20 protein-coding genes are annotated in these 22,042 nt (G+C 61.9%); 5 read left to right on the top strand and 15 right to left on the bottom strand.

Annotated features, from left to right (window positions below; all coding sequences use genetic code 11):
• Positions 1–109: 109 nt before the first annotated feature.
• The gene (locus LDB29_RS19195; RefSeq protein ID WP_257555438.1) at positions 110–1,009 is read right to left on the bottom strand and encodes a dienelactone hydrolase family protein; all 900 of its coding nucleotides are present in this window, start codon (positions 1,007–1,009) and stop codon (positions 110–112) included.
• A 174-nt stretch (positions 1,010–1,183) separates the two neighbouring features.
• Complete coding sequence (locus LDB29_RS19190) at positions 1,184–1,570, bottom strand: gamma-glutamylcyclotransferase (RefSeq protein ID WP_103001242.1); 387 nt, start codon at positions 1,568–1,570, stop codon at positions 1,184–1,186.
• Between the two features lie 325 nt (positions 1,571–1,895).
• On the opposite strand from LDB29_RS19190, the gene LDB29_RS19185 reads away from it, so the two are divergent.
• Entirely contained in the window at positions 1,896–2,081 is a 186-nt protein-coding gene (locus LDB29_RS19185) for a PspC domain-containing protein (protein WP_044660354.1), read from the top strand.
• Positions 2,082–2,386: 305 nt separating this feature from the next.
• Here LDB29_RS19185 and LDB29_RS19180 read toward each other — a convergent pair whose 3' ends face one another.
• The gene (locus LDB29_RS19180; protein ID WP_257555436.1) at positions 2,387–3,127 is read right to left on the bottom strand and encodes a DUF72 domain-containing protein; all 741 of its coding nucleotides are present in this window, start codon (positions 3,125–3,127) and stop codon (positions 2,387–2,389) included.
• A gap of 116 nt (positions 3,128–3,243) precedes the next feature.
• Between LDB29_RS19180 and LDB29_RS19175 the strand changes: the two genes are divergently transcribed.
• The gene (locus tag LDB29_RS19175; protein ID WP_044660356.1) at positions 3,244–3,480 is read left to right on the top strand and encodes a DUF2061 domain-containing protein; all 237 of its coding nucleotides are present in this window, start codon (positions 3,244–3,246) and stop codon (positions 3,478–3,480) included.
• Between the two features lie 61 nt (positions 3,481–3,541).
• On the opposite strand, the gene LDB29_RS19170 is transcribed toward LDB29_RS19175, so the two are convergent.
• The 7 genes from LDB29_RS19170 to LDB29_RS19140 all read right to left on the bottom strand — a co-directional run bounded on the left by LDB29_RS19170 (position 3,542) and on the right by LDB29_RS19140 (position 10,106).
• Positions 3,542–3,913: a nuclear transport factor 2 family protein gene (locus LDB29_RS19170; RefSeq protein WP_025549689.1), complete on the bottom strand. Its 372-nt coding sequence runs from the start codon at positions 3,911–3,913 to the stop codon at positions 3,542–3,544.
• A gap of 41 nt (positions 3,914–3,954) precedes the next feature.
• Positions 3,955–4,440: a RidA family protein gene (locus LDB29_RS19165; RefSeq protein WP_257555432.1), complete on the bottom strand. Its 486-nt coding sequence runs from the start codon at positions 4,438–4,440 to the stop codon at positions 3,955–3,957.
• A 250-nt stretch (positions 4,441–4,690) separates the two neighbouring features.
• Positions 4,691–5,503, bottom strand: a complete 813-nt coding sequence (locus LDB29_RS19160; RefSeq protein ID WP_257555430.1) for a tRNA U-34 5-methylaminomethyl-2-thiouridine biosynthesis protein — start codon at positions 5,501–5,503, stop codon at positions 4,691–4,693.
• 27 nt (positions 5,504–5,530) lie between these two features.
• Entirely contained in the window at positions 5,531–6,415 is an 885-nt protein-coding gene (locus tag LDB29_RS19155) for a tRNA U-34 5-methylaminomethyl-2-thiouridine biosynthesis protein (RefSeq protein WP_037482922.1), read from the bottom strand.
• A 131-nt stretch (positions 6,416–6,546) separates the two neighbouring features.
• A complete protein-coding gene (locus tag LDB29_RS19150; protein ID WP_257555428.1) occupies positions 6,547–7,620 on the bottom strand; it encodes a peptidyl-alpha-hydroxyglycine alpha-amidating lyase family protein in 1,074 nt (357 codons plus the stop codon).
• Positions 7,621–7,662: 42 nt separating this feature from the next.
• Positions 7,663–8,658, bottom strand: coding sequence for an MBL fold metallo-hydrolase (locus tag LDB29_RS19145; RefSeq protein WP_257555427.1), 996 nt, complete (start codon positions 8,656–8,658; stop codon positions 7,663–7,665).
• A gap of 290 nt (positions 8,659–8,948) precedes the next feature.
• On the bottom strand, positions 8,949–10,106 hold the full coding sequence (locus LDB29_RS19140) for an IclR family transcriptional regulator C-terminal domain-containing protein (protein ID WP_257555426.1): 1,158 nt from the start codon (positions 10,104–10,106) through the stop codon (positions 8,949–8,951).
• 484 nt (positions 10,107–10,590) lie between these two features.
• Between LDB29_RS19140 and LDB29_RS19135 the strand changes: the two genes are divergently transcribed.
• The 3 genes from LDB29_RS19135 to LDB29_RS19125 all read left to right on the top strand — a co-directional run bounded on the left by LDB29_RS19135 (position 10,591) and on the right by LDB29_RS19125 (position 13,005).
• Positions 10,591–10,977, top strand: a complete 387-nt coding sequence (locus LDB29_RS19135; protein WP_257555424.1) for a hypothetical protein — start codon at positions 10,591–10,593, stop codon at positions 10,975–10,977.
• Positions 10,978–11,093: 116 nt separating this feature from the next.
• A complete protein-coding gene (locus LDB29_RS19130) occupies positions 11,094–11,543 on the top strand; it encodes a hypothetical protein (RefSeq protein WP_257555422.1) in 450 nt (149 codons plus the stop codon).
• Positions 11,544–11,850: 307 nt separating this feature from the next.
• Positions 11,851–13,005, top strand: coding sequence for a LacI family DNA-binding transcriptional regulator (locus LDB29_RS19125; RefSeq protein ID WP_257555421.1), 1,155 nt, complete (start codon positions 11,851–11,853; stop codon positions 13,003–13,005).
• A gap of 377 nt (positions 13,006–13,382) precedes the next feature.
• Here LDB29_RS19125 and LDB29_RS19120 read toward each other — a convergent pair whose 3' ends face one another.
• From LDB29_RS19120 to LDB29_RS19100, 5 genes are read right to left on the bottom strand one after another with little or no spacing between them, the layout of a single operon-like run.
• Complete coding sequence (locus LDB29_RS19120; RefSeq protein ID WP_257555419.1) at positions 13,383–16,004, bottom strand: hypothetical protein; 2,622 nt, start codon at positions 16,002–16,004, stop codon at positions 13,383–13,385.
• Between the two features lie 8 nt (positions 16,005–16,012).
• Positions 16,013–18,328, bottom strand: coding sequence for an McrB family protein (locus LDB29_RS19115; protein ID WP_257555417.1), 2,316 nt, complete (start codon positions 18,326–18,328; stop codon positions 16,013–16,015).
• A 54-nt stretch (positions 18,329–18,382) separates the two neighbouring features.
• Positions 18,383–20,011 (bottom strand): hypothetical protein, encoded by a 1,629-nt coding sequence (locus LDB29_RS19110; RefSeq protein WP_257555415.1) that lies wholly within the window; start codon positions 20,009–20,011, stop codon positions 18,383–18,385.
• The gene (locus LDB29_RS19105; RefSeq protein ID WP_257555414.1) at positions 19,986–20,708 is read right to left on the bottom strand and encodes a hypothetical protein; all 723 of its coding nucleotides are present in this window, start codon (positions 20,706–20,708) and stop codon (positions 19,986–19,988) included. Before LDB29_RS19105 ends, LDB29_RS19110 begins: the two co-directional genes overlap by 26 nt.
• A gap of 2 nt (positions 20,709–20,710) precedes the next feature.
• On the bottom strand, positions 20,711–22,039 hold the full coding sequence (locus LDB29_RS19100) for an ATP-binding protein (protein ID WP_257555412.1): 1,329 nt from the start codon (positions 22,037–22,039) through the stop codon (positions 20,711–20,713).
• Positions 22,040–22,042: the final 3 nt, after the last annotated feature.

Here is a 22,042-nt window from a genome sequence, read left to right as displayed (position 1 = left end):
GGCAGCCGCCGCCCTGCAAAGCCGTCATGCCGACCTTGTTTCAGCATGCCGGTAACGAATGAACATATGGCAAGGGCGCCGCTTTCAGCTCAGTCCAAGCCGAACGATCCTATCCCTTCACATATTTGCCGAACCAGCCGAGCGTCGCGTCCCACGCGGCCTTGGCGGCGGCTTCGTTGTAGCTGGGGCGATAGTCGGCCATGAAGCCATGGTCGGCGCCAGGGTAGACGGTGATCGCGTCCGGCGGCGACTTGCCCGCGATCTTCAGCGCGGCCTGCATCTTCTCGACGTCAGCCACCGGAATGCCCTTGTCCAGCGCGCCATATTGGCCAAGCACCGGGGCCTTGAGCCGGTTCACCTGCTCGATGACGCTCAGCGGCTGCAATTCGGTCTTGTCGCTGATCAGCCGGCCGTAAAATGCGACGCCCGCGTCCAGTTCCGCGCTGTGGGCGGCGTAGAGCCACACGACCCGCCCGCCCCAGCAAAAGCCGGTGATGCCGCGCCGCCTGCCGTCCCCGCCATGGCTGCCCGCCCAGGCATAGGTGGCGTCTATGTCCTTCAACACCTGCTCGTCGGAGGCCTTGGACACGATGGTGCCGACCAGTTGCCTGAAATCAGCCACCTTGGTCGCATCGCCATGGCGCGCGAACAGGTCGGGAGCGATGGCGTAATAACCCGCCTTCGCAAAGCGGCGGCAGATATCGCGGATCCATTCATGCACGCCGAAAATCTCATGCACCACGACGATGACGGGCGCAGCCTTGCCGGCGGCGGGACGAGCGACGAAAGCAGGCATGGCAAAGCCGTCGCTCGCCCCGATCGAGACGTTTTCTTCCTTCAACCCTTCGCCGGAGGTCTGGACCGCGCTGCTGGACACAGGCCGGCAGGCAGCGGCGAAGCCCGCAGCGAACGCCCCGCCCACCAGCAGCTTGCGCCGGTCGAGGCCGGTCGAACCGATCCAGTTGCTGTCTTCGGGCAAACGTTCCGGCTGATCCCGTTCATCGGTCATGCGCGTCTCTCCTCAAGCCATGGCGGGAGAGCCTAGAGCATCATGCAGAAAAGTGGGAACCGGTTTTCTGCATGATGCTCCAGGCTTTTGTTTTGCCGCGTTTTCCGAGCCAGCAGATCATTCTATCCGCCCGGAAAACGCTCCAGCCGCGCCCGGGCCTCGCGCAAGCCATTCTCAACTCAGGAAATCACCGCTCTCGATCCGTTCCAGCCCGACGACGTCGCGATTGTAGATATAGGTCCATGCCTCCACCGGCCCATGTTCGCCCAGGACGATCAGCCGTTCGCGACGATATTCATGCGGCTGGGGGAAGTGGGCAGCGCATTCCTCATAGTCGTCGAGCGCGGCAAGCACCGCCTCCGGATCGGGGAGCGCGAACAGGTCGCCCGTCACGTCACCGGTCCCGCCAGGCACGAAGCCCGGATAGGCCGCCACGCGATAGAGCGCGCCTTGCGCGACGGCTGGGCCGACAGGACGGGCCGCATCGCCCAACCAGCGGGCCATCGGTTCGTCGCAGCCGGGCCGGAGCGTGCCGTAGACGAAGAGGAGCGGTTCCTTCAGACGATCACTCTGCAAATATTCCCGACTTGCAGGAAATTTGCCCAATTAGCGGAAAATTTCCCGCCCAAAAATGATGGATGGGCCGCGAAAATGCCTGAAAATCGGGTCGAAATCGAAATTGGCACGGCTCCTGCAATCTCCCTTGCATCACGGCCGGACTGTCCGGCCAAGCACAAATCAGGGAGTATATCATGTTCGCCAAGCTTCAAAACGCCGCCTTTGCCCTTACCGGCGCCCTGCTGGTTTCCGCGCTCTTCATCGGCGCCGCCGTTCCGATCGCGCCGATCGCCTGACCCCGCCATATCTCTTCAAGAAGGCCAGATTCATGAACAACAGCTTCACCCTCGACCGCCGCAATGGAAAGATCATGGGCGTGTGCGCCGGACTTTCCAACCGCACCGGCCTGGATGTCACGCTGATCCGGATTGCGCTCGTGCTGCTGACGCTGTGCGCCCTGGGTCCGGTCGGCCTCGTCGCTTATCTGCTGGCGGGCTGGCTGGCGGAGGGTTGATCAAGTCCCGCGATAATGAAAGAGCCGCCCATGGCAATATCCAGGGCGGCTCTTCCGATGTCCATCAAGGACTCTTTGGATCGGGTCATGTTGCGCTCAGGCAAACAGCACCGAATAGAAGGTCAGCATCTGCGCGCCGACCGCAACCATAAGGGCAACGCCCTGAACCGTATGTCGCATATCATTCGTCCTGCAAGTCATTGTTATTTATCGCCACCAGGGGCGAGCGGGCCTATGCGCCCGACATGATGTTGTAACAATCGCAAAGGACGATTTCGCAGTTGCAGCAAATGCAACAGTCGATGTTACTGCAAAGCCACAATCATGGCCTGAGCTGCGGCGGGTGCGCGGACCTTCGCCCCGCTGATGAAGAAGGCGTAGACGTCGCCTCTGGCGGCCCGTTCGCGCGCCACCTCCACCCAGCCCTTGATCTCCTCCGCCGAATAGCCGGTCGGCTCCTCCTCCCGCGTGCGCATCAGACGGGCATAGGAAAAGCCGACCTCCTGGCCTTGCAGCGCCGGATATTCCGGATGGTCGGCATAGACCACAGCCGCGCCGGCCCGCCGCGCGAGGTCGAAAAAGACGGGATCATCGAAACTCTCATGCCGCACCTCCAGCGCATGGCGCAAAGGCACGCCGTCGATGCTGGCCGGCAGCAGCTTCAGGAAAGCGCCGAAATCCTCCGCATCGAATTTCTTGGTCGGCATGAATTGCCAGAGGATCGGCCCCAACCGGTCGCCCAGCTCGACCAGACCCTGGTTGATGAACTTGGCAATGGATTCGCTCCCCTCCGCCAGCACGCGCCGATTGGTGCAGTAGCGCGACGCCTTGACCGCGAACTGGAAGCCATCCGGCACGGCCTTGGCCCAGCCGGCGAAGGTCGCCGGCTTTTGCGTGCTGTAATAGGTGGCATTGATCTCCGTCGCGGTCAGATGCTGGCCCACATAGGCCAGTTCGTCCTTCTGCCGCAGCCCTTCGGGATAGAAGGTGCCGCGCCATGGTTCGAAGATCCAACCGCCGATGCCGACCCTGATCTTTCCGCTCATCCTGGACTCTCCTTTCCCGCCATCCTGATCGGCAAAGGCGATCAGAGCCAGAGGGAAAAGCTGTTGGCACCTATTGCGAACGAATCTTAATTGAGCGGCAACAGGAGCACAGAGCCATGTCCACAGACCTGATCAAGACCGCCACCTATCTCAGCATCCACCTGACCGTGGGCTTCTCGGTCGCTTATCTGATGACCGGTTCCGTCGCCATGGCTGGCGGGATAGCGCTGATCGAACCGATGATCAACGCCGTCGCCTTCTTCTTCCATGAGCAGGCGTGGAAGAAGATCACCGCTCGTCCGCCACGCGGCGCGGGGCGGGAATGGGTTCGCGATCAGGCCGCCTTCGCCTGAAAGCCGCAACCTTCGACGGAATCCTGGGGGCGGCCTGCCCGTCCGGCCATGGCGCTGCCCATCACGCGCCGCTGCCGGGCAAGGGCGCAAAAACGATCCGCAAACGCCCGATCCGATCACTTTGCGGATCGAATTCGAAAAGGTCGATCAGGTCGGTATCGACATCGGGCTGGCCATGCCGGCTCCAGCGATAGGCGAAATGGGCAATCAGCCGCTCGGGCTGCGTCGGACTGACGTACAGGCTGTGCAGGTCGACGCTGGCGCTGATCGTGTCCGCGAACAGCTTTTCGTAAAATGGGCGGACGGGCTCTTCCCCATAGACGGGCGAAATCACCTTGCCATCGGCTGCGAAGCATTGGAGCACGCCGTTCAGGTCGCCCTTTTCCATGGCGGACAAATAGGCGCGCACGATCCGTTCGCGACGGTCGGACATGATTTCCTCCTTCTATCGGGCTTGGTCTGTTCGCGGGCGGATCAGCCCATCTGCGGGTCCGGGGCGTAGGCGATGGCGCGCATCTCGACCAGCAGCAGCGGATGGGGAAGCTGATGGACGGCGACCGTCGTCCGGGTGGGGCCGGTCTCGTCGAAATATTCCGCCCACACTTCGTTGAAGCCACCGAAATCGTTCATGCTGACGAGAAAGCAACTTACCTCGACAAGATCCGACAGGTCGAGGCCGGCGGCCGCCAATATATCCCTGATATTCTCGATGACGGCGCGGGTCTGCGCCTTGATGTCCAATTGGGTGACGCCCATTTCATCGACATCGGAACCCTCGATGCTGTTGTCCGGCTTTCGCGCGCTGGTGCCCGATATGAAGATGAAGTCCCCGGCCCGCCGATAATGGGGAAATGGCCCGCGCGGCTTCGCCTTGCCCTCCACTATGCCGGCCGGCGCCGCCGCAAGACGGCCATTGGGTGCCGGCTGCAGGCCGATCTTCAATTCATCTGTCATCTTCATTGCACCGTAAACTCTATCGAACCGATCTTTCGAACGCGAAGCCCATGATGAACGCCTGGCCGCCCCGCTTGTGCCGGACGGGCCATTTGCTGCCAGAACCCGCCCTCGGGGCCTAGCGCCTCTCCCGCCGCCGCCGCAAGCGAAGGGGGACAAGCGCGGCCTTCAAGCGCGAAGTCCGAACCGCCCGGCGCGTCCGGCGACATGGAGTCAAGGGAATGGCGGTGCCGGCTGACGGCCATGGTCCGCCGGATCAGGCCAGCTTGAACTCGACCACGGCCGCACCCGCGCCATAGGTCGGCCCATAGCCATGGACATGGGCATTCTTGAAATCGCCCACGCCCCCCAACAGCCAGGCCAGATGCTTCATCCCCATGTCGGTCTTCGCCGCCGCGGCGAAGTCATCCAGTCCGGCGCGCAAGCGGTCCGCCCCGCCCTGCTCCATCGCGGCAAGCAGCGCGCGATTGGCGGCGTCGCTCTGCTCATCCACGATACGATCCTCGGCTATGTCGATATCCTTGTCGAAATAGCCGGCGGAAAGGCCGCCGACCGCGATCACCGCCGCGCGCTTGCCCTGAAGATCGGCCTGCTCCGCCGCCACCCGGCCCAGCGCCTCCGTCGTGGCGAAATCATGATAGAGGTTGTTGGCGGCGACCACCGTCGGAATCGTTCCGCTGGGGTTGAGGAAGGCGTTGGCGACGATCGTTCCGCTGTCGATCGGAAAGCCTTCATAATCGACCGCCTTGGATCGATGGCCCGCCGCATTGGCCCCCGCGACGCACGCCTGGGCCAGCGAAACATCCGCACGCAAGTCCATCTGGAGGTCGCCATAATCATACCAGTTCTCATCGACATGGACGCCCGTGCTGTGCGGACGCGCCTGCCACAGTTCGTCCAGCACGGCGAACCATTGGGTCGAATAGATCAGCAGCACGTCAGGCCGGCTGGCGCGCAGCGCCTCGCCCGCCGCTTTCGCCGCCGTGGCGAGCGGAGCCCAGGGCGGATTGTCCTGGCGCAGGAAGGGCAGCGGATTGCCCGGCATCAGAAATGCGGAAACGACCGGCATGATATGTCCTCGTATCTCGATTGGGGCTCAGGCCGCCAAGCGCCATTCCATGACGGCGTTGCCGGTGCCGATGACCGTGCCGTAGCCGTGAAGCTCCGCAGGCGTGGTGGGATATTCCATGGCGGAGATCATCCAGGGGAAGGCCCCGGACTTCACTTCGGCAAAGGCTTCCTCCACCCATTCGGGGAACAGGCGCATCACCTCCCGGATCTCGCCCCTGCGCATGAGTTCGATCATGCGCATGTCCCATTTGTAGCCCTTGTAGCTTTGCGGATGCTCCCGGCTCATATCCTCGGGAATCTCCGGCTCCTCATGGAAATGATAGTGCGAGAAGGTGTTGGAGGCGAGCAGCACGGCCCGCTTGCCGCTTTTCTCGATCGCCCGCCGCGTCGCTTCGCCCAGCCGCTCCATCTCCTCCACGCCCTCGTCGAGGGTGAGGTAATAAGGCGAATTATTGGCCGAGATACCGACGACCGGGATGTCCCATTGCGGACGGACCATGTGCAGCGTGGTGATCGTGCCATAATCCACCCGGAAGTTCGGATTGCGCATCATCTTGGCGGTCAGGCCAAGCGCCTGCGCCTCGCCGCAACAGGCTTCGGCAAGGTCGACGTCGACGTTCAGGTCGAAGGCAAAGCGGAAGAGGTTGGGGAAGATCGGATCGACCGACTTGCCCGACAGACGCTCCACGCCGAGGAAATGGTGGCCGACTGTGGTGATCCAGTGCGGCGAATGGACGAGCAGCACGTCAGGCTTCAGTTCCTCGATGCTCTTGCGCGCCTTTTCATAGGCCCAGCGCAGCGGCTCCCACCCGCCCTCCGAGCGCGGCTCGTTCTGCGGGGGATTTTCGGCATAGACGAGATGGGGAGGATGCGGCGCCACGAAGCCCGCGAGAATCTTACCTTGGGACATGAGCTCTCTCCGATTCTCATTAAGTAAGAAAAATAATTCGTCTTGTAAGATTGGTATCAAGCCCGCAGGAAGCCGTCAACGAAAGTCTGCGGGCCTTGCAACGGGCCAATCATTCGGAACCGGGCAGCCCTTCATGGCTTCGGCCGCTTCACATGCCGTTCCAACATGCGGCGGCCAACGACCGCGCCATAGACATTGCCCTGATCATCGACACCCACGCCTTCGGCCCCGGAATGCCTGGGTTCCGCCGCTTCGGCATCCTCGATGAAGGCGTCGACCCTTCCGGTCCGGGTACTGCCGATACGGATACCGCGACGGATGCGGGCATCCTGATTGCGGCCCTCGACCGGACTGGATTCGGAATCCGCGACATAGAGCCTGTCCTTCCCGTCGATATAGATGCCGCTGGGGCGACCGAACTGATGCCATTGGGCCAGGAACTTGCCGTCCTGCCTGAAGATCTGGATACGGTTATTCTCCCGATCGGCCACGAACAGCCGCCCACGGGAATCGAGCGCCAGACTGTGAGGCTCGCTGAACTCGCCAGGGCCGCTCCCCTTGCGCCCCCATTGCCCGATGAACTTGCCGTCCTTCGAGAATTTCAGCACCCGGTTGTTCTTGCCGCCGGGCGAATGACTTTCGGACACGAAGAAGTCGCCCTTGCGCGTGACCACGATGTCATTGGGCTGATCCAGAAAGTCTGTGGCGGAACCCAGCGCATCGTGACCGAGCGTCATCAGCACCTTGCCGTCCGGATCGAATTTCACGATCTTGCCGCCATTGTCGCCCGATCCACGCTCGGCCAGGAAAACGGAACCCAGATCGGTGACCCACAAATTACCCTGCGGATCGACGGTCGCCCCATGGGGGAAGCGAAACAGGCCCTGGCCGAATGCCTTCAGAAGTCGGCCCTGCGCATCGAATTTCAGGATCGGCGGTTCGGGCCGGTCGATGCAGGAATTCTCAAAGCAGCGATGGATGACGTAGATGACGCCGCCCGGGGCCGATTCCACCGCCGTCACCGCCGCCCATTTCATGCCCGCGGGCAAAGTGCCCCAATCCCGGGTCGTTTCATAAGGCTGAGGCAGGTCGTTGCGCGGAGCAGCTTCGCGCGCGACCGCAACGGCGGGCAGCAGCATCGTCGCCGCGAAGGCCAATAATCCGGAACCCAGTCGCAATGTCGCCTCCTCCCATCGATGCATCATCCCGACGCCTTCACGCATCGGGCCGTCCAGCCGTCCCCTCCGTCAGCGGGGCGGGATTTCGTAGGTGACGGGCACCCAGGCATAGCCGCGTTCGGCCTTGCGGATATGCCCCAGTCCGGGAAAGGGCAGGTGCGCGGCGGCGACCAGATAGCGCCCGTCCGCTGCATCCTTCAGCGCCGCCAACCGGCTCGCCGTCGCCTTTGCAGGATCGATGTCGGAATACATGGCCACTTCCGGCAGCTCGAGCTGGACCTGCCCGAAATGCATGATGTCGCCCCAGAAGAACAGGCGCTCGCCCTTCGATTCCACCTCGAAAAAGGCGTGGCCGGGCGAATGCCCGCGAGAGGCGATGGCGCGTATGCCGGGAAGCACTTCCCCCGTGCCGTCGAAATATCGAAGCCTGCCGCGACGGCTATAGGCGTCCATCGCCTCCTTGACCGCCCGGAAGCGATATTTGCCGAGCTTGCCCTGATCCTCCGGCGCCTTCGCCGCTTCGGCCGGGTCCAGCCACAGCGCCGCATCGGTCTTGTCGGCATAGACGGTCGCATTGGGGAAGGCCGGCTGCCCATCCTTCACCAGGCCGCCGATATGGTCGGGATGCATGTGCGTGATCAGCACGGCATCGACCTGATCCGGCCGGTACCCCGCCGCCCGCAGGCTTTCGGCAAGCCCGCCCAGACGCGGCCCCAGAACCTTTCCGGCGCCTGTGTCCACCAGCACCAGACGGTCGCCCGTGTTGATCAGGAAGGCATTGACGGACGTGGGCACGACATCCGGCTCGAACCGCTTGCGCAGCATCGCGGCCACCTCGCCCGCCGTCGTGTTCGTCAAGAGCTTTGCCGGCGGGAAGTCGACGACGCCGTCATTGAGCGCCGTGATCTCATAGTCGCCCAGCATCATGCGATAGAAGCCCCGCGCCTGGCTTTTCACCATCGGCACCTTCGCTGCCGGAGCCTGCGCCGCGCCACCGCCCGCCGCCGCCAACAGGGCGAGGGCGGCTGCCCGCCAGAACCGGCGACGCGCCTGCCCTCCAGGCATTGCGGACCTTCGGCTCAAACGAACATCGGGCATCCACGTCTCTCCCTTCCCGGAACCATGCATGAAATATATTATCTCGATATGCAAGATATAAAAGTCGTTAGATGAGAATTTATATCGCACAGCCACGGCTGGCGCTCGCGCGACATCGCACGATGGAACGAACAAGGATAAAACAGCAGGCGCGCGATCCCGGCACCGGGTCGGAACCGCCCTGATTTCCGTCCTAACGCGATTTCTTAATCAGCGATCGCGTCGCCTGGAAATCGCTCCGGTCGAGGGCCATAGCGTCATTCGTCCGGGGCGATATGGGAACCCGGCTTGAACGCGATGGCGGTGATCATGATCCCCTGATGGGGATGGGGCAGTTCCTTGACCGCGACGGTGTTGCGCGCAGGGCCTTCGAAGCCGAAATAATCGGCATAGACGCGGTTGAAGGTCTCATAATCGGCCATGTCGAGCAGGTGGACCTGAATATCGACGATGTCCGCCAGCGACGCGCCCGCCGTTGCCAGCATGTCCCGGATCGCGTCGAAGATGAAGCGCGCCTGCCGCTCTATGTCGATCACGACCCTGCCGTCTTCCCCGACGGTCGCACCCTCGAAACTGTCATCCGGCCGCCGCGCGCTGGTGCCCGAGATGAACAGGAAATCCGCCACGCGCTTCAGGTGCGGGAAATTGCCGCGCGGCTTGGCGCGCGACGGGAAAACCCGGCTCTCGATCGACAGCGACCGTTCGATCTGGGTCACGCTGCCGGCGATCGCGGACCGCGCCTTCGCCAACTGCTCGTCGCCCAGCCGCGAACTGGGCGCCGACAGCGCGATCGCCGCCACCACCTGGCCCCGCATGTTATGCAGCGGCAGCGCGATCGAACGAAGCCCCTCCTCCCATTCCTCATTGTCCACCGCATAGCCCTGCTTCGCGATGCGGCCGAGTTCGGCCATGAGCTGCCCCGGATCGACGATGGTGCCGGGCGTGTAGCGCCTGAGCTCCGCATTGGCGAGGAAGCTGGCGCGATGACTCTCGCTCATCGAGGCGATGAACAGCTTGCCCGCGGAGGTGCAATGAAGCGGGAACGGCTCGCCCACCGGATGGCTGATGACCAGCGAACGGTCGGGCCGCGCCACGGCCGCATTGATCGCCTGGTTCCCGCTGCGCGCGACGCAGTGGACGGCTTCGCGGAATTCATCGGCCAAAGCCTCCAGATGCGGATGCGCCGCATTGACCAGCAGCACGTCGCCTTCCACCCGGGCGCCAAGGTCGGCCAGGGCCGGCCCCAGATGGAAACCGCCCTTGCGCCCGCGCGCGACCGCGCCCTCGCCTTCCAGCGTCAGCAGGAAGCGATGCACCGTCGCCATATTGCTGCCCACCGCGCGGGCAACCTCCGTCGCGCTCAGATCACGACCCGCGCCCGCTATGGCCCGCAGGATCGCAAACGCCCGCGTCACCGAATTATTCTTCGGCGTTAGAACCGGTCCGCGAATGAATACTTCTCCCAATCCAAACCCAAGGCGCCACCCCGGGCGCGAAACTCCAGCTAGCAGCTTCCTTCCACAGGGGAAACCTTCCTGAACAGATGCCACGCACCCTGATTGCGCCTTGACAGACGCTGCAAATCACCATCATATCGCGATATAGGCAATTGAAATCTTATTAATTAAGATAAATAATGGCTATCATCAGGGCGCGCAACCGCCTGCTGCCACGGCGCTTTCGGAATAACAATATGTTAGGACGCGGGCCCTTTGCTTGAGAGCCTTATTCGGTCGACAATGGGCCCGGAGGGATGACTATGCGGCGCTGTTTCCTTGCCATGGCGATGCTGATCGGCTGCATCGGCTCAGCGCCCGTTCCCGCCCAGAAACCCGCCGCCGACGCCCCCGGTTCGAACCCGACGCGCAATGGCCAAGGCCCCTGCCCGGCAACTGGATATTGGGCCAGGTCTCGGGCGTCGCCGTCGACAAGGACGATAATGTCTGGATCATCCAGCGGCCGGGTTCGCTGCTCGATGACGAGAAGGGCGCGCAGAAATCTCCGCCTGAGTCGCTTTGCTGCTCGGCTGCTCCGCCGGTCATGAAATTCGACCAGCAAGGCAATCTTCTCGCCGCCTGGGGCGGAGCCGGACAGGGCCATCCATGGGTGCAGATGGAACATGGCATCCATGTCGACGATGCGGGCCATGTCTTCATCGCCGGCAATCTGGACGGCGACCAGGTGCTGGAGTTCACCGGCGACGGCAAGTTCATCCGCCAGTTCGGGGCCGACGACGGCACCAAGGGTCGAATTCCACGACGCGGCTGGGACGCCCGGCGCATATGATGACGGACAGCGCGGCGAACGAACTCTATGTCGCGGACGGATATGGCAATCGCCGGGTGATCGTCTTCGACCTGTCGACCGGCGCATATAAGCGGCATTGAGGCGGCAGCGGTTCGGTGCCCAATGACGACAAGCTGCCGCCCTATTCGCCCGCTTCGGTATCGCAGGGCTTCAACAACCCGGTTCATTGCGTGCGCATCGCCCGCGACGGTCTGGTCTATGTCTGCGACCGGGCCAACGACCGGATACAGGTGTTCCGCAAGGACGGCAGCTTTGTGCGCGAGTTCAAGGTGGAGCCCCAGACGCTGGGCAGCGGATCGGTGTGGGACCTCGTCCTGTCCGAAGACGCCGCGCAACGCTATATCTTCGTTGCCGACGGCGGCAACGGACGGGTCGTCACCCTGCTCCGCCAGACCGGCGCGTTCGTCACGAAATGGGGCCGCGCGGGCCGCCAGCCCGGCCAGTTCAAGTCGATCCACAACATCGCGATCGATTCGAAAGGCAATCTCTACACGGCGGAAGTCGGTTATGGCCGCCGGGTGCAGCGCTTCAAACGCCAACATTAAGCCCGGCGGGAAATATCGGCCTCGGCAGGGGAGGGGGCGCTCCTTGCCGCATCGCTCCTTTTAAGCGCGACAAGCCAGAGACAATCCCCGGACCGCGGACTTCCGACGGCCCGGACAGCGGCGCGATGAACCTGACGGTCCGTCGAAGCGGCCGTTCGCGGGCGGCATTGCATCGCCCGCCGCCATGAACCGATGCCCCTCCATCCTGCCGCAGCCGCCTGCAAAAGGCCCGCGACCGGCCGGAATGCGAAATCATGTTGCCAAGATTTGCGCGCGGGAAGAGAAAGGCCTGTCAAAGGAGACTATTTTGCCGCGCAGTAGCACCAAATCCCGGACCGTGACGATCAAGCAGGTCGCGGAGGCCGCTGCGGTTCACCCGTCGACCGTCTCCCGCGCGCTCAATCCAGCGACCCGCTATCTGGTCGCGGAGGAAGTGGCTGAACGCGTGCTCGCGGCGGCGCAGCGCCTTGGCTACCGGCGCAACCTGCTCGCCGCGGGCCTGCGCACCGGCCGCTCGCATCTTGTCGGCATGCTCGTGCCCGACATCGCGAATACCGTCTTTTCCCCGATCCTCAGCGGCGCGGCGGAAAGGCTTGCGGCGGAAGGCTTCTCGACCGTGGTTGCCGATGTGGGGCGGGATTCCAGCCGGCAGCTGGAGATCGTGCGCGAGTTGGCGACGCGGCAGATCGAGGGATTGATCCTGGCGACCGTCCAGCGCGACGACCCGGTGGTCGATTTCTGTCTCGAACAGGGGCTTCCGGCGGTTCTCGTCAACCGGGCGGAGGAAAAGCGCCGATTGTCGGCCGTCGTCTCCGACGACGCGCTGGGAATGCAACTTGCGGTCGACCATGTCGTGGAACTGGGACATCGCAGGATCGCGCATCTCGCAGGACCGGAGACGGTGTCCACCGGCCATCTGCGGCGGCGCGCCTTTTATGGCGCGATGGAACAGCACGACCTTCGTTCGACCGAGCCGCTGCACGAAGCAGCCGAAGGCTATTCGCGGGAAGAGGGCGCGATTGCGACCCGCCGCCTGCTGGACCGTGACCCCGACATCACCGCGATCGTCGCCGCAAACGACCTTCTCGCACTGGGCGCCTATGATGCGCTGAAGGAACGTGGCCTTCGGTGCCCGGAGGACATATCGATCGTCGGGCATAACGACATGCCCATGATGGATCTGGTGACGCCGCCGCTGACGACGATACGCATCGGCCATAATGCCCTGGGGCGGAGGCGGCCGACCTTCTGCTGCAACGCATTCGGGGGGATGATCCGGAGATCCGCAACATCGTGCTCGCGCCTTCGCTCGTCGTGCGGGAATCGACTGCCCAGCCCCGGCAAGGGCAGGCAAAGAGGACGCGATCGGCGAAGGCGACGAGAACGGCTGTGGCGGGATAACCGGAAGGTCCAGCCGAACCGAGGCTGGACGTCAGGCATGGAGCGAAACGCAGACGGGTGAATGCCCAAGCCTTCAGGCCGGACGACAATAGTTCCAGGAGAATAGTCGAAAGCCGACTGGCTCAATTCGCTGGCCGCGCGCACCCAGATCAGCGCCAGCCACTATCCAACCGCCTCGCAAGGCATTGATAAATGGTGACCCCTACGGGAGAAATCACCGTTTCACCGAAAAGGCCGAAAACCGCCACTTTTTGAGTGGCATCCCCCGGCTCGCTATACCTACGTGATGTATCTCACGCTATACTCACGATCCGTCCGCGCCGCGACAGCGTCACGACCGGATGATGGTAGATTTTAAGGATTGTGGAGTCATCTGAAAAAAGCGGCGTGCGCTGGTCGGTGAGTTTCAAGCGGTCAATCGAAGGCGGAGGGCTAAGCCTAGAATCCCGCGCCGCAACAGTGGCAGACCACATTCGAAATCTGATCGGCAACGGTCAGGTGGTAGGTCATCTGCTGTCCATTCTTGTGTAACAATGATCCGCAACTGAAACAGCGGGTCTGCATGGTGCCAGTGCCGCACCCGCTGCATCTGTAGTACCATTTCCGATTCCCTCTTTCGGTGCGGTCCGGCTTGACGTCCGCCGGCTCGTGCGTCTCGCCGCAGGCGATGCAGAAGGTGGAATTCGATCGACATATCTCGATGATGCCGCCCAAAGGTCCTGTATCGCGACCGCTGTTTCGATCCCGCACTTCACCGACCTCTGGCTCAGGAAAGGCCTGCTGAAGCTCGAGAGCGATCAGCCGCTGGAGATTGGTCAATGACGCTGCGCCAGAGATAGGGTCAGCGGCGAGCTGAATGCTGCCGTGAGCGTGCCCCGTGGGATCGTTCTGTCCATAGTCGCAATCCCGCCTCCAGCCGAGCGGGGATGTCCGGTGTTCGATCGCGGCCTTCGCAGGCTGCAGAATGAAGACTCTATCTCCATCCTGCCCGTACTTCTTCGTGTCGACCAGCAGCCTCAACATCGAGACAAGCTCATCCGGCTTCCACCGAGTACGAAACTTGGCATCCATGACCAGACCGGACCGCGTCCGCGTCACATCCCGAAAAATCGACCGGCGCTCCCAGCCTCGTTCGTCGGCATTAACCTGTGCGGCCGCAGAAGTGCTAACGGTGAAGCGCAGGCGAAAGTCTGGACGACGGCCATTTGCAAGCACGGGCTCGACATCGAGGCGGGCCGTCATGCTCGGATGGGTCCGGGTGAAACTCAGTGAAAAGCCAGTTTCATTGGGCTGCCGGGTCTGGGACACCGAAGTGACCACATGCGCCACCCAGTTGTCCTGCGGCTCAAAGCTGAAATCCCGCATAAGGATTCCGATGATCTTGATCAGGCACCATCGTTCGTAGAGCGCGCTGGCATGCAGGGTGTTGATGCGCCCCAGCCGGTCGAGCGCATCTCCACTGAGCCCAATGCGCTGTTCGAGATTCGACACCTGCTGGAAAGCTGCTAGCGCTGCGGCGTAAATCGGCGACTGGAAGAAGCGCATTCCCATCGGGAATGCTGAGCTGTAACCAACATTGAGGTGGTCCCAGGCGGCGTCCTGCTGATCAAGTGATTTAGCAACGGCATTCAGCTCGACCGAGATGGCCGCATTCTTCTCACCGCGTTCCGCAAAGTGGTCAGCGCGCGTAAGTGCCGTGTTCGCTTCCAGGCGGTACTCTTCACGTTCTCTGCGGCTTATAGGCCGATGCCATCCATTCTGTTCATACCGGGACCGCGCCGCCTCGCGACGCCCGAGTACCGGCGAATGGGTGCGGGCATCTGATACATGCGTGAAAGTCGCACGGCGCCCTACTTTGTTGGCCGTCTTGAACGTAGTGATTTCCGCTTTCCCAGTTAAATCCAGACGCACATCCTTGTCGAAACGGGACGTGGCGATCACCAAGTCATGAAGATCTTCTGGAAGCCGGGCCACACTGAAATTGATTCCTTGGCGCTCGTCATAACGGTCATCCCTATCGGGACTGCGATAGAAGAATTCCTTGACTGCACCCTTGCCCTCCTTGAATTCCTTGCCGACGGTAAACCGGTATAGCCGTTCGCCTTGTCCCGGCGCAGGCTCAGAACTCGACCATCTGGCAACAGCATCAAGACGGGCACGAATGTCGGAAAGCTGGTTGTCGAAGATCTCGGGGTCGATCTCAACGCTTTCAACGGCCAGCAGATCAGCTGCCCGCGTTCTCTCGCGAACTGCCCTGGCGGTGAGATGAGCCTGATGGTGGCCCGACGAACGGGCAACGGATCTGGCGAGGCGGCGACAATGCTCGACAAGGCCGCGCAGATAGCGATTTTCGGGAATGTCTGCACTTTCCTGGGCGGTACGCCCGGGGTAGGCTCGAGCACCCGGCCGGCGCATCACCGCGCGGAAGGTCTCTGAATTGGGGCGGACCCGCGCGGTTGCCATGGGCGCGGTCACTTCGCGAATTTCTCGCGCCGGATGCTCAAGGACGCGGCCGGCGGCATCGGTGAAAGCCTTAAGGGCATCCAAAAGATCACGACTATTGTCCGATCCCACCTCTCCCAATGCACCAGTTCGACTTCCTATGGCCAGCCAGACTAGCTCATCCCGGAAGTCATCTAGGTATTCTTGGGCGTGCGCACGATCGAGCTCCAGTGCCACGGCATCGAGGATGAGCTTCCGGCCAGAGCCAAGATCGACGGAGAACGAACCGAATGAGCGATGCATTTCCGAGACATGCCTGTTCCCAGCCTTGCTCCACCCCGTCTCAGGTATCCACCACGTTCCGCCGCGTCCGTCCGGCACCTGTAGCCAAGGCAAACGCTCATCCTGGGCGTTGATCGTGCAGGGCTCCACGCTTGTCAGACCTCCGGACAACTGAAGGCCAACCCACGGCGCCGGATCCCGGAAGATCGATACCTCGGCATGCAATGTGCCGTTTGGAGCCGTCTCTATTTCGATGGGGTAGGTCGAGACCTCCACCCGACGGGCTACGCCGGGAGCTTGCCATTCAATATCAAGATAATGCGCCAGAACCCCCATGGGACGGTTCAGCGCAGCCAGTAGTTAATTATGCCGTTGTTGCCTTCGGCCAATTTGATCATGCGTTCCAGATCGGCAACGCTGCTTGTCTCTGGATCGAGGCCTGCATTTTCAAAGCGCTTGCCCAATTCGGCGCTCAGTTCCATCAGAAGCTCACGTCGCGACCGGCCATTGGCGGCAAGACGCGCAGAATCAAATGCGAGCTTTGGCAGGATCTTGTGCTTGATCACGTTGTCCAGCGCTTCGTCCGCACTGATACCGGCCGCCGTGGCGGCGTCGATGTAGCCCTGGGACTGTCGCACGGCGCGCAATCCGAATTCAACGCCCAGCGGGTCGAGATACTGACGCGCGATCTGCGAAAGAAACGCCACGTTCACGTCGCTACGATCGAAGGCGGGGTATTCTGTGCGGCTGCCCAGTTCGTGGGGCAGCATCCACAAAGGGCCATTGAGAGGCGTCATTGACGCTGAGACTTCCTGCACTTCGCGCTCGATTGCGTCCCAATCGGCGAGCATCGGGTTACGGAAGCGCAGAACTTGTACTCGATCAAGAACCTTGGGCGAAAGCTGATGCGTGGTGTCATCCATGTTCACCGCGCCGAAAATCCAGACGTTCCCAGGAAGTGCAAGGGAAGTTGGCATGCGCAGTTGGGCCGTGAGAGATCGTCGCAAGCGCGCATGGTGTACCAATACGGACTCGTTGTCCGCTAGACCTCCGAGACGATGAAGCTCGGCGTTGGCTTGGTCGTGACGAAGAATTTCTTCCAACGTCGCCGTGTCTGCCAATCCAGAACGGCGGCGAGCTTCAGCTTCGACGCCAAGGAAGATGCCCTGTTCCACGACGACATGCCGCTCCTCGTCGGCTGTGTAGAGGTGTATCTCCGGTGATGTGGAGCGGTTCTCGAGTAGGCTGAGAAAGTCGGCGAAGTAGTGCTCCACCCGTGCCAGGTTCATCTCGTCCAGACAGATGAAGTGGGGCACGTGCGGGCTGCGTGCCGCGGCCTGAAGTGCGAGAAGGAAAGGAGTGGCCTGATAGCTACGCTCAATCGGATTGTAGTAGCCGATCAGATCCTCGGGGCCGGTCCAATTCGGCTTGACCGGTATCACTGTGCAGACACCGCCGATCGCTACTGCTGCCTCACGCACTAGGCTAGTCTTGCCGGAACCGGAGTCTCCCGCGAGTACGACGAGGTCGCGCGTACGAAGCAACGCCAGAAAATCGCGAAGCTGGGCCTGAGAATAGAGAAGGCCGCCATCTGCCAGTCTGTTCTGAAGCAACGGCGCCAGACGGGCATAGTCACCAGCGACAGCTTCCATGAAACTTATGCCAGATCGCTCGTCCTCCGAGCCGGCAATGTCGGGCACGAGCGCAGCAACGTCCTCGGCATCGGCTAATCCGAGGGCAATCAGGCGATTGCCCTTTTCAGTGAGCAGATCGGTCAGCCGACGATAGGTGATTTCCATAAGCTGCTTCTCTTGCTCTACGGTGCTTTTATAGGCGGCGAACCGCTGTTTCTCGATGCCCAGCCGGGCTTGAAGGTCGGTGGCGGTGCGTTCGGCTTCGTCGGCATTGTGGCGATGCCTGATGAGGTCCGCTTCGATCTCGGCCCGGGCGAGAAGAGCATCTTCCTCCACCTGACGACGTTCCGCATGCAGCCTGCCCAGTGCCTCGACGTTGTCAGCATTGCGTCGCGCGAGTTCCTCGTCCTCCTGCAGGACCAGCCTGCGCACATGGTCCTCGATCTGATGCCGCGCCAAGGCCGCGATTCGCCTCGCTGTTTCAGAGCCGGACACACCGACCCGCCATTCGGCCGGGAGATCGGCCAGAGGCCGTAACGTGCCCGAACGCACGTCCAAACGCCAAGGGTTGCGATGCTTGCGCCGTTCTGAAATGGCAGCGAGATCGAGTTCGGCGATTGCCCACTGTTCCCCCGTGGCAGCGAAACGTTGACCGATTACTTGACGGGACGGCCCTGGCGGAATGTAGGCTGATGATCTTTCCAGCTCCTTACGGCCTGACGCACCCGAAAGCGTCGGATACATTAACCCCACTCCGGTTTCTGGATGCTCGAAATCGTTCAGAAACCACAGGTCAGGTCCATTAGACACCTGTATCAGTCGTATGCGTCCGATAACTCGAATGGGTTCGGCACGGCCCACGCCCCAGGCGCTTTTGAGCTCGTGGAGAAGATCGGCGCGGGTCCGAGCGAGGACTGTTTCTAATTCACTGCCACGTTCGGTTCCGGAAACACCAGGCAATGCTGCATCGGCGTTTCTATCTCCAGGCACGCTGATTTCTCGGTGCTGCGTATTGATAATGATCATATCGCTTACGCTTTGGGGATCCTGACTGCGGAGCGGTAACCTTGAACCTTACCATCAGTTGCCGAACGCCTCGCTGAGCCGGACGCGACCAGCGGAGAACGCCTTCCGGACGATGACTTCAAGGAAGTGGACGTTGTTGACGTCCCTGTAGGACAGCGCCGAAGAAGCCTTGGAACCGGATGGACCGTTGATCACGAAAGAGCCGTCTCGAGTCACCACCGACACCTCAGACCAGGAGAATTCGGCGTCCTCCTCGCCGAACATCTTTTTCCGCTTCAGCACCACAGTGTCGTTGCCGATCACCGCTGTTCCGAAGCGAATGGTCCGGCCTGACCGTAGCGTATCGATGATGGCGGTCAGCCTGTGTTCTCCGATTGCCTTCCACAATCTGTTAGTAAAGGCTTCGAAGATCTTGCCGTTGCGAAACTCCACTGTCGCCGTCCGTCGCCCATCACCCCAGGCTATGAGATAGTCGGTACCGGTCGGAATGCCGTTGACCGAGCGGCTAATTGCCCCCCAGCGAGCAAAGGCGACCGAGTGCAACGGATAGTGCTCGCCTTTCCAGGACAGACCTGAAGTATCGACAGACAGGCGCGACTTGTTGAAAGTGCCGATGTCCGCCGCATAGGCGATTTCGTCTTCCCGCAGCTGACGCTGGTCAGCAATGTCATCAAGAGCAGCGGCATCTTCCGCCAGCTTATCGGCCACACGAGGGATTGCCTGAAAATTGGAGGCAACGAGAAGTAATACCCGCCTAGAGTGTTCGAGCAGTTGGTGATCGTTGAACAGGTCGATGGACACACTGCGGACTGCAAACGCAAGGCCTTCGGAATCCTCATCCGTGCGCCCCAGCAACGTGGCGCTCACCTGGATAGGTCTGGTGATCTGCTCCCAGGTAGAAAGCAGCTTCCCGAGCGCCGCAATGAGTGGTTCCAAAGCATCAGGGCGCGAAGCCGCTAGGCTCCGTATCTTGGAAATGGCCCGTTGCGCCGCCTCCAGCTCAGCCTTGATGAACGGCTGCGCCCGAAGCGAATAGTCATCGATCAACTCATGAAGCAGGCGCGGGAAGCGCTCCTCGGCCAGCATAGAATCGACGAGATTATAGAGGGCCTCAACCATCACCAAACTCGGCGTCGCAGTTAAGATGCCGGCTACCGCTCGGCGCCATTCTTGTCGGCGCTCCGCCAGCGCCTGGTCGAATGCGTCTGTCGAATTGAATGGCGGGAAACCAGCGACCTCACGGTCTTCGTTGATGTCACGGAGGAGTGCATCGATCGAAATGCCATCTGCTTCGGTCGAGACGGTGTCCAGCAGTCGAGCGAGTCGATCCTTGCCCAGGGGACTGGCAACTGCGCCAACCGCCAGATAGGCGTTGATCTTGGCCACGCCGCCTAATGGCAGTTCATCGAGGTCATCGAGGGTGCGCGCCGATACGACCCGGCTGGCGGCACTTGGTGAGACGCCGGGAAACCATGCCAACTCAGCATCGATCCGACGTCGTGGATTGGTCAGTACCGCTCGGGCGTCCTGACATTTTTCGGCGTCGATCATCAACGACCGATCCTCAGCTGCCTCCATGATCCGCTCACGGTCGTCCCGGGTGGTCACGTTCAGAACGGCGAACGGGTTGGTGGCCAATGCCATGTTTTCCATCACCTCAATCGACACGACTTCTTCCTTCACTCTCGAACGCCGCTCGCTGGGCTTCGACCTGGCCATCGGCGACGGACTTGTCGCTACTCATGAAGGATCGATGGGAGCAGCGGCTGTTGAAATCATCAACATTGGCGTTGAAGTCGTCGACGTGCCGATTGAAGCGATCGACGTTGAGGATATGTGCGCTATCCATCTCGGTTTTCTCGGCTCCGATGCGAATGTCCTCTGCGATGCAGTAGCGTAGCTCGGCTATGCTCAGCGTCGCGACACCCGCATCGGGTTTGGTCAGAACCGAGCCGTCGTCGCTTTCAGCGGTAGGCGCATCGTCGGCAGACCATTCCGAAGTTGTGGCATTAGAGCCTTCACCGCTCTCGCCTGAAGTGTCTGCGGTGTCGCTGGCGACATAAGGTGCCTCGGCAACGGTTTCGGGGCTGGAACTGTCGGACGTGTCCGAATGCCGAATAGCGTTCACGCCACCAAAGATGCAGGCTTTGACCGCAAGGAGCAGGCCGATGCCCAGCACCCAACCGCCTACCTTCTTCACGCCGCCGGAGATCGCGCCGCTATCCCTGTGAACTGGAGCATCCGGCTGGACGACTGGAGCCGGCCGTGACGGGGCTGGCGGGGGAGCCTTCGCGGCCAGCCGGTCAGCTTCGGCGATCGCTGCGTCGACGTCGGTGCTGTAGGACATGAGGCCATCGAAGCCGTAGGCTTTGTCAGTCATGGTCAGAACCCAATCCGATTCTGGTCGCGGCCATCCCTTTCAGGACTCCGTGATATGGCGAAAGCAACATCCGCCTCCGTTATCTGGTCACGCCCGGCGCGGGCCGCTAGCCGGCCAGCCTCCCTGACTACGTAGGCGGCGTCGGAAAGCGGGCGACCGGCAAGCTGGGCTGCTAGCTGGGCGAGGTTCGGCAGATCGTGCGGAATGGACGAGAGCAACGACCCGAGCAGCCCCTCGACCTCGGCGGGGCCGGCGTGCTCGACATGGATGACATGATCGAAGCGCCCCCGTCGACGGATCGCAGGATCGATCAGGTCGATCTTGTTGGTCATGCCGATGATCAGTACGCGGTTTGCGCTGGCCTCAGGGATCCGCCGCAGGAATTCCGCAACCTCCTCCACCCGGTGCTGGTCGGTGCTGGCGCTGCGATCAGCCAGGAATGCGTCCATCTCGTCGATCACGATGACGCACGGAGCCGCCTTCTTCGCTTCGGTGAAAATCTCGGCAACCTTGCGCGACGTTTCGTGGATATAAGGGCTGGCGACGCTGGAGGCGTCAATCGAGAAGCTCGGCCAGCCCAGATGCTCAATCAGCTTTTCCACCGCGAACGTCTTACCGCAGCCGGTCGGACCTTCGAGAATGATACCACCTGGGAAACCGATGCCGAGCGCCGCATACCGTTCCTCGTCGGCGATGATCTCGACGACATGCTCATTGAAGAATTCAGATAGCGCACTGCGTCCCGGCAATGTGAACGGCCCAGGCCGAATACCCGACACGTCGGTTTCGCGCTTCGTCTTCGTGCTCTTGGCCGGTGCGACACGCCTCGCGGACTTGATCGGCACGCCAGCGGTGGTGACGATCTTCTCCAGATCCTCGATGTCGAAAGCAGTCGTGATGCGCTCCAGCGCGACAACATCCGATGCGGGCACATCAATGCCAGCGCTGAGATAGCGGCCCAGTGCCAGATCCTTATCGATCGGGGCCTCCCCGTCGATGACGAAGGAGAGCATCTTGCCGGCTTCACCACTGTAGATGGCGACAGAGGCCCGGTCGTCGAGCGTCCCAAGCGCTCGCGCGAACCCAAGGGCCACGTCCACATCTTCCGGTCTGTCGAGGCGGCTGATCTCATCGAACGCGCCGGACTGAACGATGACCCCATAGCTTTGATCGCCGAACGCCAGATCCTCCGAAGCGAATCCGGTATCGTCGATCCTGGCGCGTAATGGGGCCGCAACAAGAAGAACGCGCGGGCCTCCTCTCGTGGCATGCAGCCAGAAGGCCCCCTCATGGGACGTGACGAGACGACCGAGCTTGACGCCCTGCGGCATGAC

Source organism: Sphingobium sp. CFD-2 (assembly GCF_024611135.1).
Classification (GTDB): domain Bacteria; phylum Pseudomonadota; class Alphaproteobacteria; order Sphingomonadales; family Sphingomonadaceae; genus Sphingobium; species Sphingobium fuliginis.
Note: the sequence above shows the minus strand (reverse complement) of the source record. Positions and strands in the feature narration are given on the sequence as shown.